The 14,545-nt window shown below is 40.8% G+C and carries 14 protein-coding genes; 8 read left to right on the forward strand and 6 right to left on the reverse strand.

Translation table 11 applies throughout. The annotated features are described in order from the left end of the window. Positions 1–330: 330 nt before the first annotated feature. The 3 genes from rsmG to LV83_RS15885 are packed head-to-tail and all read right to left on the reverse strand — an operon-like array spanning position 331 to position 2,713. Complete coding sequence (rsmG, locus tag LV83_RS15875) at positions 331–975, reverse strand: 16S rRNA (guanine(527)-N(7))-methyltransferase RsmG (protein WP_111612534.1); 645 nt, start codon at positions 973–975, stop codon at positions 331–333. Next, complete coding sequence (locus LV83_RS15880; RefSeq protein ID WP_111612535.1) at positions 975–1,586, reverse strand: RNA polymerase sigma factor; 612 nt, start codon at positions 1,584–1,586, stop codon at positions 975–977. Before LV83_RS15880 ends, rsmG begins: the two co-directional genes overlap by 1 nt. After that, a complete protein-coding gene (locus LV83_RS15885; protein WP_111612536.1) occupies positions 1,577–2,713 on the reverse strand; it encodes a glycosyltransferase in 1,137 nt (378 codons plus the stop codon). The genes LV83_RS15880 and LV83_RS15885 overlap by 10 nt, the downstream gene beginning before the upstream one ends. Before the next feature lie 121 nt (positions 2,714–2,834). Here LV83_RS15885 and tgt point away from each other — a divergent pair, with 121 nt between their 5' ends. From tgt to LV83_RS15900, 3 genes are read left to right on the forward strand one after another with little or no spacing between them, the layout of a single operon-like run. Then, positions 2,835–3,965: a tRNA guanosine(34) transglycosylase Tgt gene (tgt, locus tag LV83_RS15890; RefSeq protein ID WP_111612575.1), complete on the forward strand. Its 1,131-nt coding sequence runs from the start codon at positions 2,835–2,837 to the stop codon at positions 3,963–3,965. Positions 3,966–3,967: 2 nt separating this feature from the next. Continuing rightward, positions 3,968–5,041, forward strand: coding sequence for an LptF/LptG family permease (locus LV83_RS15895; protein ID WP_211320491.1), 1,074 nt, complete (start codon positions 3,968–3,970; stop codon positions 5,039–5,041). Further along, positions 5,042–5,950, forward strand: a complete 909-nt coding sequence (locus LV83_RS15900) for a DMT family transporter (RefSeq protein WP_111612537.1) — start codon at positions 5,042–5,044, stop codon at positions 5,948–5,950. Between the two features lie 5 nt (positions 5,951–5,955). Here LV83_RS15900 and LV83_RS15905 read toward each other — a convergent pair whose 3' ends face one another. The 3 genes from LV83_RS15905 to ispE form a co-directional block, all read right to left on the reverse strand. Next, complete coding sequence (locus LV83_RS15905; protein WP_111612538.1) at positions 5,956–6,288, reverse strand: type II toxin-antitoxin system PemK/MazF family toxin; 333 nt, start codon at positions 6,286–6,288, stop codon at positions 5,956–5,958. Continuing rightward, complete coding sequence (locus tag LV83_RS15910) at positions 6,275–6,517, reverse strand: ribbon-helix-helix domain-containing protein (protein WP_111612539.1); 243 nt, start codon at positions 6,515–6,517, stop codon at positions 6,275–6,277. Before LV83_RS15910 ends, LV83_RS15905 begins: the two co-directional genes overlap by 14 nt. Positions 6,518–6,587: 70 nt before the next feature. Continuing rightward, complete coding sequence (gene ispE / locus LV83_RS15915) at positions 6,588–7,397, reverse strand: 4-(cytidine 5'-diphospho)-2-C-methyl-D-erythritol kinase (protein ID WP_111612540.1); 810 nt, start codon at positions 7,395–7,397, stop codon at positions 6,588–6,590. 533 nt (positions 7,398–7,930) lie between these two features. On the opposite strand from ispE, the gene ilvD reads away from it, so the two are divergent. The 5 genes from ilvD (at position 7,931) to LV83_RS15940 (ending at position 14,543) form a co-directional block, all read left to right on the forward strand. Further along, on the forward strand, positions 7,931–9,610 hold the full coding sequence (gene ilvD, locus LV83_RS15920) for a dihydroxy-acid dehydratase (protein ID WP_111612541.1): 1,680 nt from the start codon (positions 7,931–7,933) through the stop codon (positions 9,608–9,610). A gap of 4 nt (positions 9,611–9,614) precedes the next feature. After that, entirely contained in the window at positions 9,615–11,309 is a 1,695-nt protein-coding gene (gene ilvB / locus LV83_RS15925; protein WP_245947075.1) for a biosynthetic-type acetolactate synthase large subunit, read from the forward strand. 100 nt (positions 11,310–11,409) lie between these two features. After that, positions 11,410–11,910, forward strand: a complete 501-nt coding sequence (ilvN, locus tag LV83_RS15930) for an acetolactate synthase small subunit (RefSeq protein ID WP_057939693.1) — start codon at positions 11,410–11,412, stop codon at positions 11,908–11,910. Positions 11,911–11,971: 61 nt separating this feature from the next. After that, positions 11,972–13,015 carry a ketol-acid reductoisomerase gene (gene ilvC, locus LV83_RS15935; protein ID WP_111612542.1) on the forward strand — a complete coding sequence of 348 codons (1,044 nt, stop codon included), beginning with the start codon at positions 11,972–11,974 and terminating at the stop codon, positions 13,013–13,015. Between the two features lie 19 nt (positions 13,016–13,034). Continuing rightward, on the forward strand, positions 13,035–14,543 hold the full coding sequence (locus LV83_RS15940) for a 2-isopropylmalate synthase (protein WP_111612543.1): 1,509 nt from the start codon (positions 13,035–13,037) through the stop codon (positions 14,541–14,543). Positions 14,544–14,545 lie beyond the last annotated feature (2 nt).

Here is a 14,545-nt window from a genome sequence, read left to right on the forward strand (position 1 = left end):
CAGCTTGGGTAATTGAGACTTCAAATTAGGGCTAATCTCCGAAAGGAGGCAAGCGAAGCGGGGGTAATTGTCAGGGAATTTTGCGAAAGTTTTTTAAACCACGATGAACACGGAGGTTTGCGCTGAGGGCACAGAGCATAGTAAATGTACTGCTTCTTTAGAATCAGGGGGAATCTCTATTTTGAAATTGTACAAGGTCTATTTTGAATTTGTACAGATTCAAATCAGAGAATGTATCAAGTAGAATAGAATTTCTATCTAAAAGTGTATTTTCAAGAGAGCAGATTTGCCGCATGGTATATATAGGTCACCCGACAGCCGACACCCAATCTACCTCTTATCCTCCCAAGGCATATAGATCACCTTTTTTGTTTCAAAAAATTCTTCTTTGAAGTAGTCTTCCAAATGATAAACCACATAAGATTTTCCTAGTTCTTCCATCTCTTCATCTACTTCCCCTCCTTTGAGATAGAGAATGCCATTAGGATATTCGTTGATGTCTTCCTTGCGGATCTTATTTTTCACCCAAGGGTAAAAATTGACCATTCGGGTCACTGCCCGGCTGATCACAAAGTCATATTTACGGATCAACTGCTCGGCTCTTGCCTGTTGTGCTTCCACATTGGTTAGCTTCAGTTGCTTCACCACGTCTTTGACCACGGTGATCTTTTTCCCAATAGAATCCACCAAGTGAAAATGGGTCTCAGGAAACATGATGGCTAATGGGATTCCAGGAAAACCACCACCAGTGCCGATATCCAAAATCTTCGTTCCTGGCTCAAATGGCATGACTTTCACAATTCCAAGGGAATGCAGCACATGATGCACATAGAATTGCTCCATGTCTTTGCGGGAAATCACGTTGATTTTAGAATTCCAATCTTCGTATAGCTCCTGAAGCTGATCAAACTGTGAAAGTTGAGATTCTGTGAGATCAGGAAAATAGGACTGGATAAGCTGAGTGCCAGAGTTCATCAAATATGTTTTTGTTTGCCTGCGGCAATTTCGTAAAGTAATTCTCTGGATCGGTGAAGTTGAGCCTTCACAGTTCCCAGTGGTTTTTCGAGTTCTTGGGCGATTTCCTCATACGAAAGCTCGTCGAAATAGCGAAGCTGAACCAGTTTTCTATATTTCGCAGGAAGCTTGTCCACGAAGATTCTCACCATTTCGATTCGCTGTGTACGGATGAATTCATCTTGCGGATTGTTGTCATCATCTTCCACATCGATGGTCACCGAATTGCCCCCATCATCAGACATCGTCGTGTTCAAACTCATGGTTTTGAGTTTCTTTTTTCGGATAAAGTCAATGGTGTTATTGGTGGCAATTCTAAAAAGCCAAGTGGAAAAAGTATAATCTTTTTTAAAGCGGTGTAGGTTTTTGAATGCTTTCGCAAAAGCCTCCATCGTCAGATCCTCGGCATCATCTGCATCCCGAATCATTTTTAAGATCATGTAATAAACTGCCTTTTTGTATCGCTTCATCAAAGAAGCGAAGGCTTGCTGGTCTTTTTGATCTACAGCCTGATCAATTAACTCAAAATCTTCAAGTGCTTTCTTAGAAAAACCGCGTTCATTTATTTCCATTGGATGTCTTTTGCCTGATGGGAGATTGTCCCTAAAATCCAAAAATAACCTAAATACAAGAAATCTAGCATCCAGATATTTTTCGGTGGTTTAGTACCTTGAATCTTTTTCTCAGCTGCTTTGAAAATCAGCGTTACGAGAATAGACCTTAATAGGATAATACCGAAAACAGCTGAAAAATGTTCCCAGCTTTGGTCTAAACCGAAATAAATAAGCAATCCTATCCCCCCAAGCCAGAATAATGCATGTGAAAAGGAGTATAATCCAATCTTTCTCTTGTCTTCTCCACGATAATATTTACCCACATGCAGGTGCCTTTTTTTCTGAATGAGGTACTCTTTGCGCGTTTCTTTTGGCTTGGAAATAGTATTAGCCTCAGGATCCAAAATTATTGCAGTGTTTCTTCCGCTTGCATATTGATTTAAGAAAAGGTCGTCATCTCCGCCTTCGATGTGCCAAAGACCTTTGAAAGCCTTTACTTCCATAAAAAAATCCTTGCGATAGCATAAGTTCCTACCGATTCCCATGAAAGGTCTTTTCCACAGGCCAAAAGACAAATAGTATAAACCAGTCAGCAAGGTCTCAAACTGAATCCAATTGTTTAAAAAGCCAGGTTTTTGCTCATACCCAGAGAACCCAACAGCAAATGTTTTGTCTTGATTTCGCACTGGAGCTGTCATCTTTCTGATCCATTGATTTGTTTCTGGGACGCAATCTGCATCTGTCAGAAGTATAACGTCATTTTTAGCGACTTTAATACCTAGGGTAAGTGCATACTTTTTGGAGGTGACATGAGCAGGTGTGTATTTGATTGTGACGGATCTAAGCTTGGGATAAATTTCCATCATTTGCTCCAGCAAGCGTTTAGTCCTGTCGTTGGATCGATCATTGACGATCATTACATCATATGCTGGGTAATCTTGCTCGAAAAGCTTAGGGATTAGATCTTTAAGATTTGAAAATTCATTATGAGCACAAATTACAACCGTAACCCCTTCCTCATTTTCAGAATTAGATTGGGATTTGCTACCCACATAAAATGCTGATTTTCCGAAAATAACCAATAGGTAAACTGCTTGGATAAGGATTCCAACACCGAAGAAAAACCAAAGTAAAAATAGGCCCATAGGTCGCTTTTGCTGAGCAAATATAAAATCAAATTCAGCAAACCATTTAAGAATAAGCGTATATTTTTGTAGGCTGAAAGAGACAAGGTGTAGAATGTCTCAACAGCAACCCATTAGCGATATGAAGTTTACTTTAGCCCAACAAGATTCCAAGAGTAAAGCCAGAGCAGGTGTAATAAAAACTGATCATGGTGATATTCAGACACCGATTTTTATGCCCGTAGGCACGGCTGGTTCTGTAAAAGCTGTTCATCAGCGGGAGTTGGATCAAGATGTCAAGGCTCAAATTATTCTTGGGAATACTTATCATTTGTATTTAAGGCCAGGGCTGGATGTGCTTGAAAAGGCTGGTGGGCTCCATAAATTCAACGGATGGGAGAAACCTATTTTGACAGATAGTGGAGGATATCAGGTTTTTTCGCTGTCTGGCACCCGTAAAATAAAGGAAGATGGCGTGATGTTTAAGTCTCATATTGACGGCTCGAAGCATCATTTCACACCAGAAAATGTCATGGATATTCAGCGGACGATTGGTGCTGATATTATCATGGCTTTTGATGAATGCACTCCTTACCCATGCGAATATGGATACGCGAGAAATTCCATGGAAATGACTCATCGTTGGTTGACGCGTTGTATTAATCAATTTGATGCAACTGAAGGAAAATACGGATACAATCAAACGCTCTTTCCCATTGTCCAAGGCTCTGTTTACAAGGATTTGCGAAAGCAAAGTGCGGAATTCATAGCTTCTACCAATCAACAAGGAAATGCAATTGGTGGCCTATCAGTAGGCGAGCCTGCTGAAATGATGTACGAGATGACCGAACTGGTCACTGATATTTTACCACAGGATAAGCCTCGGTACTTGATGGGAGTAGGAACGCCAGCAAATATTCTGGAATGTATTGCTCTCGGCGTTGATATGTTTGATTGCGTAATGCCCACTCGAAATGCTAGAAATGGAATGCTCTTCACTTCTGAGGGATTCATCAATATCCGTAATGAAAAATGGAAGGAAGACTTTAGTGCTATAGATCCAGCTATCGGCGGCTACGTCAGTACATTCTATTCTAAAGCTTACTTGAGGCATTTGACAGTCAGTAAGGAGATTTTGGCTGCGCAGATTGCCAGTATCCATAACCTAAGTTTTTATCTTTGGCTAGTTGGCCAAGCTAGAGAACATATCCTTGCAGGTGATTTTGCCGTTTGGAAAGATCAAATGGTAAAAAAAGTGAGTACCAGACTCTAATTATGAAATTACTAGACAAGCTCATCATCAAGGATTTTCTCAAGACCTACTTTTTCGTAGTGGTGATGTTAGTTCTGGTGGTTTTGGTTTTGGATTTCACCGAAAAGAACGACACCTACATTAGGAATGATGTTCCTTCAAGGGAAATTTTCAAATACATGGCCAATTACGGCTTGTATCTGAATAATCTCCTCACACCGATCACCGTATTTATTTCAGTTATTTTCATCACTTCCAAAATGGCTGGAAGAACGGAAATTGTTGCAATTCTGAGCAGTGGAGTAAGTTTTATGAGAATGCTTCGGCCATTTCTTTTTGCTGCAAGTATGATTGGTGGAGCTAGTTTTTTACTGAATGGTTGGGTTCTGCCTGGAGCTACTGCTGGTGTTACTGAATTCCGCATTAATTATTTGGAAAAGGAGAAAACCACCTCTGAAGCAAATATTCATATTAAAGTAGGCGAAGAATCTTATGCATACATCAGTCGCTTCTATAACACTTCATTAATAGGGTATTCTTTTACCTTAGAAACCATAAAAGACGGAGAGCTTTTAGCAAAGCTCACTGCTGATAATATAGAATGGGACACTGCCAAGAATGTTTGGACTATAAACAACTGGAGGCTACGCAAACTTAAAGGTAGAACAGAAGAATATACGGTTGGTGAAGAGCTCGATACCATGCTTTCTATCCGTCCGGAGGATTTTGATCTACCTCCAAACCATCATGAGACGCTTAAGCTTCCCGAATTAGGGAAGCAGATTAAAGTTCTAGAAGCACGGGGAGCTGACAATGTGGGTTTTTATAAAATCGAGCGCTATGTTCGTTTTATGTCGCCTTTTGCGGCAATAATCCTGACATTTATCGGAGTAATAATGTCTGCAAAGAAGACAAGAGGCGGTTCTGGATTTCAGATTGCGATGGGTTTTCTATTAGCATTTATTTACATCATACTGTTTATTCTCGCTAGGACATTTGCTGAAAATGGAGCTACCTATCCGATTTTTGCAGTTTGGCTACCCAATATCATTTTTGCTGTTACTGGCCTTTTACTTTATAAAACTGTCCCTCGCTAGATGAATTCAACGATCAAGGATTACTTGATGCTTCATTTCATTGTACTGATCTGGGGATTTACCGCTATTCTGGGACTGCTTATTAGTTTGCCTGCGATAGAACTGGTGTTTTATAGGACATTGATTGCATCCGTGGGAGTAGCTGGGCTTTTTCTATTGAAAAAGAAAAATCTTCTTATGCCATTCCCTTCTATGATCAGAGTTACTGGGGTTGGATTTGTAATTGCGATGCATTGGATATTGTTTTTTTGGTCTGCCAGAGTTTCTACAGCTTCGGTTTGTCTCGCAGGAATGGCAACGACCTCACTTTGGACAGCTTTCGTGGAGCCCTTATTCAATCGCACCAAAATCAAATGGTACGAAGTTGGGCTTGGCCTGATGGTGATTTGTGGTTTGTTAGTAATTTTCAGTTTCGAATCAGGCTATTGGCTAGGACTGAGTATGGCGCTTGGTTCATCTTTTCTTGCTGCCGTTTTCTCAGTATTGAATGGGAAACTTGCACATAAGCACAATCCATATCAAATCACCTTTTATGAAATGGCCGGGGCATGTCTCTTCACTATTTTATTTATGCCATTCTATTCCAATTTTATGACTGAGGAAGGTCTACAACTTGCTTGGGTTGGATACGATTGGTTTTGGCTGTTTATCCTTGGAGGGATTTGCACCGTTTATGCTTTTTCAGTTTCGGTGGAATTGATGAAGAGACTTTCAGTGTTTTCAATCAATCTGACTGTTAACTTAGAACCTGTTTACGGTATTATTCTAGCGGTTTTGATTTTTGGAGAAAGCGAAAAAATGACTCCACAATTTTATCTGGGAACGGGTATAATTCTGGTTTCGGTGCTGACCTATCCTGTGTTGAATTATATAAATAAAAGAAGAAAGCCAGTAAGGCCGTTGGGATAAGTAAACTACATTGTAGTTATATCCTTGAGTGTAGCTAGCGCCTGACTCAATTCCTCAGCTGATATTTCTCCGATTTTCTCAATTAATCTATCCTTTGAAAGAGATCTGATATGAAAAACCATCAGTTCAGATTCCAGTTTCAGCCCATTTATAGTTGATGGTTCCAAAATTGGGTTTCCCTTATAGTTTTTTATTTTGGAAGTTAGCGGAGCTGTGATCACCACTTGCAGAAATTTGTTCATCAGATTTCCGCTAAGGATCACCACCGGCCTTCTTCCTGCTTGCTCAGAACCTATTACAGGATTGAGATCTGACATCCAGATTTCACCCTGCCTCATCTTCGATCTGCTTTAGATAGTAATCCATTCCTTCTTCTGCGACCATAAGGATATCCTCATCCTGAGCGGCTTGTCTATAAGATTTGACATATTCAGCTCTTTTTAGATGATCGAGATAGAGATTAAGTGCATTTTCCATCAATTTATTCTTTGGTAGAGAAAGCTTTTTTGCATAATCAGCGAGTCGCTGGAGCAGGTCGTCTGGAAGTGTACTAGTGAAAGTTGCCATTGCGTTTTATGTTTATGAATTACAAATATAAAACATAAAACTGGAATGCAACCTATTTATTTTAAGCGAATTATAATTTTTCTTCAAAGAGAAAATATCCTTTATCCCAATCAATTCCCTCTGGTTTCTCCTCAAACAACCCAAAAACTGAAGAACCAGATCCAGACATAGCAGCATAATAAGCTCCATGTTCGTAAAGCTTTTCTTTTATACCTGCGATCTCAGGATGATTCGGGAAAATGCTCGCTTCGAAGTCATTTACAAGCTCGCTTTTCCATCTGCTTCGATCAGCCAGTACTTCTTCGAGATAAACTTTTGGGGAAGCTGGAGTGACGCCTGCATAAGCTTCTTTGGTGCCAATGTGAATCCCGGGATTGATCAAAACCAAATGAGTGCCACCCAGATCCAAATCCACCGGTTCCAGAAGCTCACCTCTTCCACGGGCGATTTTTGGCATGTTTTCAATGAAAAAGGCGCAATCACTTCCAAGTTGCGCAGCATACTCTTCCAAAAAGAAATCATCCAAAATCAGGTCAAATAGATTATTCATCAGCTTAAGCGCAAATGCAGCATCTGCTGAGCCTCCGCCAAGTCCAGCTCCCATCGGAATATTCTTGTGCAAGTGGATGTTCAGGTGAGGTAAGTTTGGGAAATCTTTCTTCAAAAGCTGATAAGCTTTGAGGATAAGGTTTTCCTTAGGATTTCCAGGAATTTCTAGCCCGGTGCTTTCAAATGTTGTTTTTTTGGTGCTAACGATCATTTCCAAGGCGTCATTCAGTGGAATCGGGATCATGCAACTCTCAATATCATGGTATCCATCTTTTCTTTTGGCAGTGATATGAAGTCCTAGGTTGATCTTAGCGTTTGGAAATGAAATCATTGGATTTAGTGTTTTGCCAAAAATAAAACAAAAAGCAGGGGAAGTGAAGCTTTTCCAAATTGAGAATTCGGTAAAAAATCTAGTATTTATTGAAGTAATTGTGGTATATCATTTTTCTTATTAAAAAAAAGAGAATAACTTTTGTTAAAATTTGAAAAAAACAGAAATCAGTACAAAATTTTGAGAATCGAAAATTTCAACAAATCATTTGCTGAAAAACAGGGGTAAATGGTGGGTTTATAAGATTTTTATTTTGAAAAAATTAATTTAACATACATTTTTTATATGAGTAAGTTTAAAAATGTAAAATTAAATATTGTAAGTCTGAAAATTCGGTTTTAAGTTTGTCTAGTACTTCGGCTGAGAGCCGGAGATAATTTTGAAAAACAGTATGTATAAAGTAGTCATTTTGCTAAGCTTAATTATTCTCATTGGATTCTAAATGTGAGGCACTAGACTATTCTTTATAATGAAATAAAAAAAAATCTGAAGTGCCTCACTAACCTGAGGCACTTTTTTTATACCCTATGAATATGACCCTGAAAAAACACAGTTGGGAAATAAGTGATAATCCTGAGCATCCAGCAGGAATGGCAATGTTGTATGCCACTGGAATGAGTGATAAGAAAATGAAACAGCCTTTTGTAGGGATAGCCAGTTGTGGTTATGAGAGCAATCCCTGCAACATGCATCTAAATGACTTTGCCGGTCTGATCAAAGAGTCCTCACAGGATCAAGATCTGACCGGTTTGGTTTTTAATACCATTGGGATTTCTGACGGAACGTCTATGGGTACGCTTGGAATGCGTTATTCATTGGTTTCCAGAGAGATAATTGCTGATTCTATTGAGTCTTTTATATTAGGTCACTCATTCGATGCCTGTGTGGCAGTTGCTGGTTGTGATAAAAATATGCCCGGTGCTGTCATGGGAATGCTTCGTATTAATCGACCTTCTATTATGGTCTACGGAGGCACGATAGCTTCAGGTAATTATAAAGGTGAAAAACTGAATATTGTTTCGGCTTTTGAAGCATTTGGAAAAAGAGTAAATGGAAATATTTCGGACGAAGATTACGATGGTGTAATTCGTAATGCATGTCCAGGCGCTGGTGCTTGTGGAGGAATGTATACTGCAAATACCATGTCTTCAGCGATTGAAGCATTGGGCATGTCGTTGCCGTATTCTGCCTCTAATCCTGCAAATTCTCCCGAGAAACTTCAGGAATGCCGTGATGTCAATAAGTACATGAGAATTTTGTTAGAAAAAGACATCAAACCAAGTGATATCGTTACTCGAAAGAGTATTGAAAATGCTGTAACAGTTGCAATCGCTTTGGGAGGAAGTACTAATGCGGTGATGCACATCATTGCAATTGCTAGAACTGCCGGAGTAGATTTCACTATTTCAGATTTCAAAGCCATCAATGCGAAGACGCCAATGATTGGTGACTTCAAGCCTTCTGGTAAATTCATGATGGAAGACCTTCACGAGCAAGGTGGGGTTCCGGCATTTATGAAGTATATGCTGCAGCACGGCTTCATTCATGGAGATTGCATGACCGTTACTGGAGAAACTGTAGCAGAAAATTTAAAAGATATAGCCCCAGTGACCGTATCTATGGTGAATGTGATTCACCCGTTGGAAACTCCTATAAAAGCAACTGGGCACCTTTGCATACTAGATGGAAATTTGGCACCCGAGGGAGCCGTAGCTAAAATCACAGGTAAAGAAGGAAGTTCATTTACTGGCCCGGCTCACGTATTTGATTCGGAGCAAGAGGCAAATGATGCGATCCGTGATCATAAAGTGCAAAAAGGTGAAGTACTCGTCATCAGAAATATTGGTCCAAAAGGAGGGCCGGGAATGCCGGAAATGTTGAAACCTACTTCTATGATTATTGGAGCTGGTTTAGGTTCGGACGTGGCGTTGATCACAGATGGGAGATTCTCTGGAGGTACTCACGGTTTTGTCGTAGGACACGTGACTCCTGAGGCATGGTCTGGTGGACCAATTGGACTCGTCCAAAATGGAGACATAATTACGATCGATGCTGATGGGTTAAAACTTACAGTCGCAGTATCTGATGAAGAGCTAGCTGAAAGGAAAAAATCCTGGAAGCAGAAAGAGATGCCTGAATTGCAAGGGACATTAAAGAAATACAACAAACTAGTATCTACCGCATCCGAAGGTTGCGTAACAGACAAATTCTAAGCCCATGAAGGATTCAATGATAAGAGGAGCTGACATCGTAGTTAGATCACTCATTGCCGAGAATGCGGAAATAATCTTCGGGTATCCCGGAGGAGCAATAATGCCCGTTTACGACGCATTGCATGATTATCATGATCAGTTGAGACATGTACTTACACGCCATGAGCAAGGTGCGATCCATGCTGCTCAAGGCTATGCACGCGTCTCTGGTAAAGTAGGTGTCTGTATTGCTACTTCTGGTCCAGGTGCTACTAATCTGATTACAGGTCTGGCCGATGCCCAAATCGATAGCACTCCTTTGGTTTGCATCACAGGACAAGTCGCTTCTCATCTTCTAGGAACTGATGCTTTTCAGGAAACTGACGTAGTAGGTATATCTATGCCAGGTACCAAGTGGAATATCCAGGTCAGAAGAGTGGAAGATATTGCTCCAGCCATTGCGAAAGGCTTTTATATAGCTAAATCAGGAAGGCCAGGGCCAGTTTTGATTGATATCACAAAAGATGCACAGACAAACTTTGGTGAGTTTAATTATGAGCCATGTTTAGGATTCAGGTCTTATAGGACGCACATTCCAATAGAAAAAACTGCTATTCAAGAAGCTGCATTTCTGATCAATATGGCTAAGCGACCTTATGTTCTTTTTGGTCAAGGTGTCGTATTGGGACAAGCGGAGGCCGAATTAAAATCATTCTTAGAAAAATCAGGAATCCCAGCAGCCTGCACCTTGCTGGGCTCAGGAGCATTATCTGAGGATCATCCAAATTATGTTGGTAAACTCGGGATGCATGGAAATTATGCGCCAAATCTTTTGACAAACCAATGTGATGTTTTGATCGCTGTAGGGATGAGATTTGATGACCGGGTGACGGGAGATTTGAAGCGTTATGCCAAGCAAGCCAAGGTGATTCATTTGGAACTTGACCCAGCAGAGATCAATAAAAATGTGAAATGTGAAGTAGCGGTTTTAGGAAGTTGTAAGGATAGTTTAGAATTATTGACTCAAGCAGTTAAAGAGAATTCCTATCCTGAGTGGATGGCTAAATTTCAAAAGCTTGCTGATGAAGAAAATGCTACAGTCATTCAGCCAGATTTAATGCCAACCAAAAATGGTTTGACCATGGGAGAAGTCATCCATCGGGTCAACCAATACAAAGCAGATGATGCGATATTAGTGACTGACGTAGGTCAGCATCAAATGATCGCTTGGAGGTATTTTAATTACAAAAAACCAAGAACTCAAGTCACTTCCGGTGGCTTAGGGACGATGGGTTTTGCTCTTCCTGCGGCATTGGGAGCCCAGATGTATGACTTCTCCAGACAGGTAGTATGTGTAGTAGGAGATGGTGGGATTCAGATGACTATTCAGGAACTCGGAACTATCATGCAGACCAAGGCTCCTGTGAAGATTGTCCTGCTTAACAACAATTTCTTAGGGATGGTAAGGCAATGGCAGCAAATGTTTTTTGACAAACGCTATTCATTTACCGAACTTGACAATCCGGATTTCATCAAAATAGCTGAAGCATATAATATTCAAGCTCAAAAAGTCACTGAACGAGGTGATTTGCAGGAAGCTATCGAAGATATGCTGATTCACGATGGACCTTATTTCCTCGAAGTGGTAGTGGAAAAAGAAGATAATGTATTCCCAATGATTGCCACTGGCTGTTCAGTGGAAGAGGTTAGACTTAGCTAATTCAAACAAATGAAATCGAGCAAAATTCAGTTACCGCCAAGAAGGATGAATATGATTCCTGCGAGATTCCATGTGGCCTTTGAAAGAAAATTATAATCACATGAAACGATATACCATATTCGTTATTACCGAAAACTTCATCGGTATTCTAAATCGCATCACCATTATTTTTACCCGTAGAGGTATCAATATCGATGCCCTCACAGCCTCGGAAAGCCGATTGGAAGGAATCCATAGGATCACTATCGAGGTGACAGCTTCAGAGGATACTGTCATTCAGTTGGTCAATCAGATTGAGAAGATTATCGATGTGATTAAGGCTTTTTATCATGAAGATGAAAGCGTGGTATATCAGGAAATTGCTTTGTATAAAATCCCTGTTTCACGTCTAGATGGAGGCCTGGAGAAAATCATTCGTCAACACAATGCCAAAATAATTGCGGCAGAACCTGATTTCGTGGTTCTGGAACTGACAGGTCATAAGGAGCAAACTCAAGAATTGCTCGAGATTTTAAAGGGCTACGGTCTACTAGAGTTTGCCAGGTCAGGTAGAGTAGCTGTCGCGAAAAGAATGTTAACCATTGACAGTTTTGTCAAATAATAATAAACCAAAGAAGGCTTCCGCAGGAACCTATTAAACACTAGTAATAAATAAAAAACAGATGAAATTAAAATTCGGCTCAACAGAAGAAAACGTAGTAACTAGGGAAGAATTTCCACTGGAAAAAGCAAGAGAAGTACTCAAAGACGAAGTGATCGCAGTATTGGGTTACGGTGTCCAAGGTCCAGGTCAGGCGCTTAACTTGAAAGACAACGGTTTCAACGTGATTGTAGGTCAGCGTAAAGGCTCCAAAACTTGGGACAAAGCTGTAGCTGATGGCTGGGTTCCTGGCGAAACACTTTTCGAATTGGAAGAAGCTTGCGAAAAAGGTACTATCCTTCAGTTCCTTCTTTCCGATGCAGGTCAGATTGCTCTTTGGCCTACGGTAAAGAAGCATCTTACTCCAGGTAAAGCACTTTATTTCTCTCACGGCTTCGGTGTGACTTACAAAGAAAAAACAGGTATCATACCTCCTTCTGACGTAGATGTGATCTTGGTAGCTCCTAAAGGTTCTGGGACTTCCTTGAGAAGAATGTTTGTAGAAGGTAGAGGGTTGAACTCATCTTATGCAATCTATCAGGATGGAACTGGCAGAGCTTATGATCGTGTTGTTGCACTAGGTATAGGAGTTGGGTCAGGCTATCTGTTTGAAACAGATTTCTACCGTGAAGTAACTTCCGATTTGACTGGCGAAAGAGGTACTTTGATGGGTGCTATTCAAGGTATTTTTGCAGCTCAGTACGAAGTATTGAGATCAAATGGTCACTCTCCATCTGAAGCTTTCAACGAAACAGTGGAAGAATTAACTCAGTCATTGATGCCATTGGTAGCTGAAAACGGAATGGATTGGATGTATGCCAACTGCTCCACTACAGCTCAAAGAGGTGCACTTGACTGGTGGAAGCCTTTCAGAGATGCTACTAAGCCAGTTTTCGAAGAATTATATAACAGTGTAAAAACTGGTCAAGAAGCTCAAAAGTCTATCGACTCTAATTCAAAAGAAGATTATAGAGTGAAATTAGAAGCTGAATTGAAAGAATTGAGAGATTCTGAAATGTGGCAGGCAGGTGCTGTCGTCCGTCAATTGAGACCAGAAAATAATTAACACAAAAACCCCAAGAATTATGAGTGAGAAGCTATGGATATTTGACACTACCCTGAGAGATGGGGAGCAAGTACCCGGGTGTCAGCTGAATACCCAGGAGAAAATTGTGGTAGCAAAAGCGCTGGAAGAATTAGGTGTAGATATTATCGAAGCCGGCTTTCCAATTTCTAGTCCAGGAGATTTCAATTCTGTACTCGAGATTTCAAAGGCAGTTTCTAACCCGATTATCTGCGCCCTCTCCAGAGCTGTAGAAAAAGATATCGAAGTAGCGGCTCAATCCCTCAAATTCGCGAAAAAGGGTCGTATTCATACCGGTATCGGTGTTTCACCTTATCACATTCAATACAAACTGCGCTCTACTCCCGAGGATATTATTGCTCGGGGTGTAGCTGCGGTGAAGTTTGCCAGAAGGTTTGTAGACGACGTGGAGTTTTACGCTGAAGATGCTGGACGAGCTGAGCCAGATTTCTTGAATAAAATCATCGAAGAAGTGATCAAAGCAGGAGCGACGGTAGTGAATATTCCTGATACTACAGGTTACACGCTTCCTGAACAATACGGTGCTATCATCGCCAGCTTGAAGAATAATGTGCCAAACATTGACAAAGCAATCATTGCTACACATTGTCATAATGATCTTGGTATGGCTACCGCTAACACTGTAGCCGGTGTACAGCATGGAGCTCGTCAAGTGGAAGTGACCATCAATGGTATTGGAGAAAGAGCGGGGAATACCTCTCTGGAAGAAGTAGTGATGGCAATCAAATGCCACAAATCTATTCCAGTGCATACAGAGATTGTCACCCCGAGAATCTATAATACCAGTCGCCTGATTTCCAAATTGATGAACATGCCAGTTCAGCCAAACAAAGCTATCGTTGGTAGAAATGCATTTGCGCACTCATCAGGAATTCACCAAGATGGCGTGTTGAAGCATAGAGAAAACTATGAAATCATCGATCCAAAAGATGTTGGAGTCGGAGAGTCAACTATCGTCTTGACAGCAAGGTCTGGAAGAGCTGCTTTGAAGCATCACTTGGATGCTTTGGGAGTAGAATTGGAGGGGGAGGCTCTAAGAGAAGTTTACGAAGAGTTCTTGATTTTGGCAGATAGCAAGCGTGATATTGGTCGTAAAGATTTGATGGGCTTGGTAGGTAAGTTTGTGACAGATTCAAATTTCATAGAATTGGGAAAAGTCACTTATTCATCCAACGGAACCATTCAAGCTCAGGTAGAAATGAAAATCGGTGACGAGTCTCATACTTCTACTGCGCATGGAAATGGCCCAGTAGACGCAGTATTGAAAGCAATAGACAAGATTGCCAAGCCAGCTGTTGAATTGGAAGAATTTCTGATTCAGGCTATTACACATGGCAGTGACGATGTGGCGAAAGTTCACATGAGGTTAATCAAAGGAGATAAGCCTTACTATGGCTTTTCCTCACATACAGACATCGTATTGGCTTCAGCTCAGGCCTTTGTAGATGCACTCAATAAAATCCCGGTCAAAGAATACGCGACCGCATAATT

Source organism: Algoriphagus yeomjeoni, from assembly GCF_003259505.1.
Taxonomy (GTDB): Bacteria; Bacteroidota; Bacteroidia; order Cytophagales; family Cyclobacteriaceae; genus Algoriphagus; species Algoriphagus yeomjeoni.

Excerpts from the sequence above, each read along its gene's own strand:
- rsmG (WP_111612534.1), bottom strand. The coding sequence starts at position 975 with ATGAACTCTGGCACTCAGCTTATCCAGTCCTATTTTCCTGATCTCACA.
- LV83_RS15880 (WP_111612535.1), bottom strand. The coding sequence starts at position 1,586 with ATGGAAATAAATGAACGCGGTTTTTCTAAGAAAGCACTTGAAGATTTT.
- LV83_RS15885 (WP_111612536.1), bottom strand. The coding sequence starts at position 2,713 with ATGGGCCTATTTTTACTTTGGTTTTTCTTCGGTGTTGGAATCCTTATC.
- tgt (WP_111612575.1), top strand. The coding sequence starts at position 2,835 with ATGAAGTTTACTTTAGCCCAACAAGATTCCAAGAGTAAAGCCAGAGCA.
- LV83_RS15895 (WP_211320491.1), top strand. The coding sequence starts at position 3,968 with ATGAAATTACTAGACAAGCTCATCATCAAGGATTTTCTCAAGACCTAC.
- LV83_RS15900 (WP_111612537.1), top strand. The coding sequence starts at position 5,042 with ATGAATTCAACGATCAAGGATTACTTGATGCTTCATTTCATTGTACTG.
- LV83_RS15905 (WP_111612538.1), bottom strand. The coding sequence starts at position 6,288 with ATGAGGCAGGGTGAAATCTGGATGTCAGATCTCAATCCTGTAATAGGT.
- LV83_RS15910 (WP_111612539.1), bottom strand. The coding sequence starts at position 6,517 with ATGGCAACTTTCACTAGTACACTTCCAGACGACCTGCTCCAGCGACTC.
- ispE (WP_111612540.1), bottom strand. The coding sequence starts at position 7,397 with ATGATTTCATTTCCAAACGCTAAGATCAACCTAGGACTTCATATCACT.
- ilvD (WP_111612541.1), top strand. The coding sequence starts at position 7,931 with ATGACCCTGAAAAAACACAGTTGGGAAATAAGTGATAATCCTGAGCAT.
- ilvB (WP_245947075.1), top strand. The coding sequence starts at position 9,615 with ATGAAGGATTCAATGATAAGAGGAGCTGACATCGTAGTTAGATCACTC.
- ilvN (WP_057939693.1), top strand. The coding sequence starts at position 11,410 with ATGAAACGATATACCATATTCGTTATTACCGAAAACTTCATCGGTATT.
- ilvC (WP_111612542.1), top strand. The coding sequence starts at position 11,972 with ATGAAATTAAAATTCGGCTCAACAGAAGAAAACGTAGTAACTAGGGAA.
- LV83_RS15940 (WP_111612543.1), top strand. The coding sequence starts at position 13,035 with ATGAGTGAGAAGCTATGGATATTTGACACTACCCTGAGAGATGGGGAG.